Below are 2578 nucleotides of genomic sequence, written 5' to 3'. Positions count from 1 at the left end.
CTCGCCCGCGACGACGGCGCCGGCGCGCGCGCCGCCCTCGGCCCGCTGCGCGACGCCTTCGACGGGCGCGTCGCCGTCGAGTGCTGGGACCACGGGCTCCCCGAGGAGCGCGCGCTGGTGGCGGGGCTGCGCCCGCTGGCGCGCGCCGCCGGCGTGCCGTGGGTCGTGACCAACGACGTGCGCTACGCCGAGCCGGCGGGGCGCGTCGCGCACGACGTGCTGTGCGCGCTCCGCCACGGCCGCCCGCTCGACGCGATGGGGACGCGCCTCCCGCCCAACGGCGAGTGGTACCTCAAGGGCCCCGCCGCCGTCGCGCGCCGCTGGCGCCACGCGCCGGAGGGCGTGCGCGCGAGCGTGGCGATCGCCGAGCGGTGCGCGTTCCGCGTCGCGCACCTCGAGCCGACGCTCCCCGCCTTCCCCCTCCCGCCGGGCGTCGACGCCGACGCCTACCTCGCCGAGCTGGTGGAGACGGGGGCGCGGGCGCGGTGGGGGCCGCCCGAGGACGGGCGCCGCACGCCGGCGCACGACCGGCAGCTGGCGCACGAGCTGGCGGTGGTGCGCCGCATGGGGCTCGCCGGCTACTTCCTCATCGTCTGGGACATCGTGCGCTTCGCGCGCCGCGAGGGGATCCTCTGCCAGGGGCGCGGCTCGGCGGCCAACAGCGCCGTGTGCTACTGCCTCGGCATCACCGCGGTCGACCCGGTGGCGATGGAGCTGCTGTTCGAGCGCTTCCTGAGCGAGGAGCGGCGCGAGGCCCCCGACATCGACCTCGACTTCGCGCACCGCGAGCGCGAGCGGGTGATCCAGTACGTGTACGAGAAGTACGGGCGCGACCACGCGGCGATGGTGTGCGAGCAGATCACCTGGCGCGGGCGCAGCGCGGTGCGCGACGCCGCGCGCGCGCTCGGCTTCTCGGTCGCGCAGGCCGACGCGCTGAGCGCGTTCAGCGACCGCTTCTCCGCGCGCGCCACCGCCGACGCCCTGCGCGCCGGCACCGCCGAGGCCTCCGACGCCGCCGCCGTGCGCGCCGCCTCGGGCGCGATGGTGCGCGGCACCGAGGCGACGACGAGGGCGCGCGCGGTGAAGGAGGAGGCGAAGGCGCCGCGACGGATCCACGCCGGCTACGAGCCCGCCGGCAACCCGAGCGCGCGTGCGGGACAGTACGGCGCCGTCGACGCTCGGCGCTCCGCGCTCGGCGCGCCCTGGCAGGACCCCCACGCGGCCCAGACCCCCGAGGAGCGCCGCAACCCCACCACCGCGCTGCACGCGACCGCGCCGGCGGCGCCCGAGGACACCGTGCTCGCGCGCGCGGGGCTCGACGCGCGCGACCCGCGCGTGCGCGCGCTCGCCGACGTGGTGGACGGGCTGCACCAGCTGCCGCGCCACCGCTCCATCCACGTCGGCGGCTTCGTGCTCACCGCCGAGCCGCTGTGCACCGTCGTGCCGGTCGAGCCGGCGTCGATGCCCGGGCGCACCGTCGTGCAGTGGGAGAAGGACGACCTCGACCCGGTGCGCCTGGTCAAGATCGACCTGCTCGGCCTCGGCATGCTCACCGTGCTGCAGGACTGCCTCAAGTCCCTGCGCGCGACGCGCGGCGTGGCGATGGACCTGGCGGACTTCGACCTCAAGGACCCCGACGTCTACGAGATGCTCTGCCGCGCCGACACGGTGGGCGTCTTCCAGGTCGAGAGCCGCGCGCAGATGAACACCCTGCCGCGCCTCCAGCCGCGCTGCTTCTACGACCTCGTGGTCGAGGTGGCGCTGATCCGCCCCGGCCCGATCCAGGGCGACATGGTGCACCCCTACCTGCGCCGCCGCGCGAAGCTCGAGGAGGTCACCTACCCGCACCCCTCGGTCGAGCACGTGCTGAAGCGCACGCTCGGCGTCCCGCTCTTCCAGGAGCAGGGGATGCAGGTCGCCATCGCCGCCGCCGGCTTCACGCCGGGCGAGGCCGACGCGCTGCGCCGCGCGATGGGGCACAAGCGGAGCCGCGAGCGGATGGCCGAGATCTGCGAGCGGATGGTGGCGGGGATGCGCGGGAACGGGATCCCCGAGGAGACGGCGCTCCGGATCTACAACCAGATCAACGCCTTCGCCGACTACGGCTTCCCCGAGAGCCACGCCGCCAGCTTCGCGCTGCTGGTGTACGCGTCGGCGTACCTCAAGTACCACTACGCGCCCGAGTTCCTGTGCGCGCTGCTCAACGCGCAGCCGATGGGGTTCTACGCGCCGGGGACGCTGATCGAGGACGCGAAGCGGCACGGCGTCCGCGTGCTGCCGGTGGACGTCACGCGGTCGGCGTTCGACTCCACGCTCGAGCCGCACGACTCCGACGAGTGCTCGGCGCTCGGCGCTCGGCGCTCGGCGTCCCCGCGGGACGACGTGAGCGCCGAGCGCCGAGCGCCGAGCGGCACGGAGGCTCCTGCGGTGCGCCTGGGACTACGCCTGGTGCGCGGCCTCGGGAGCCGGGCGCGCGCGGAGCTGGAGGCGGCGCGCGTCGCGGGCCCGTTCCGCTCCGTCGCCGCGCTGGCCGCGCGCATGGGGCTCGACCGGCTCGCGCTGCGCGTGATCGGCGAGG

1 protein-coding gene is annotated in these 2578 nt (G+C 76.2%); it reads left to right on the top strand.

Going from position 1 to position 2578, the window contains the following annotated elements:
- Positions 1 to 2578 (top strand): error-prone DNA polymerase (locus tag PYV61_RS23920; RefSeq protein ID WP_345785287.1); only part of this gene is annotated, 2578 nt, incomplete at both ends.

This window comes from Roseisolibacter sp. H3M3-2 (assembly GCF_029211165.1).
Taxonomy (GTDB): domain Bacteria; phylum Gemmatimonadota; class Gemmatimonadetes; order Gemmatimonadales; family Gemmatimonadaceae; genus Roseisolibacter.
Note: the sequence above shows the minus strand (reverse complement) of the source record. Positions and strands in the feature narration are given on the sequence as shown.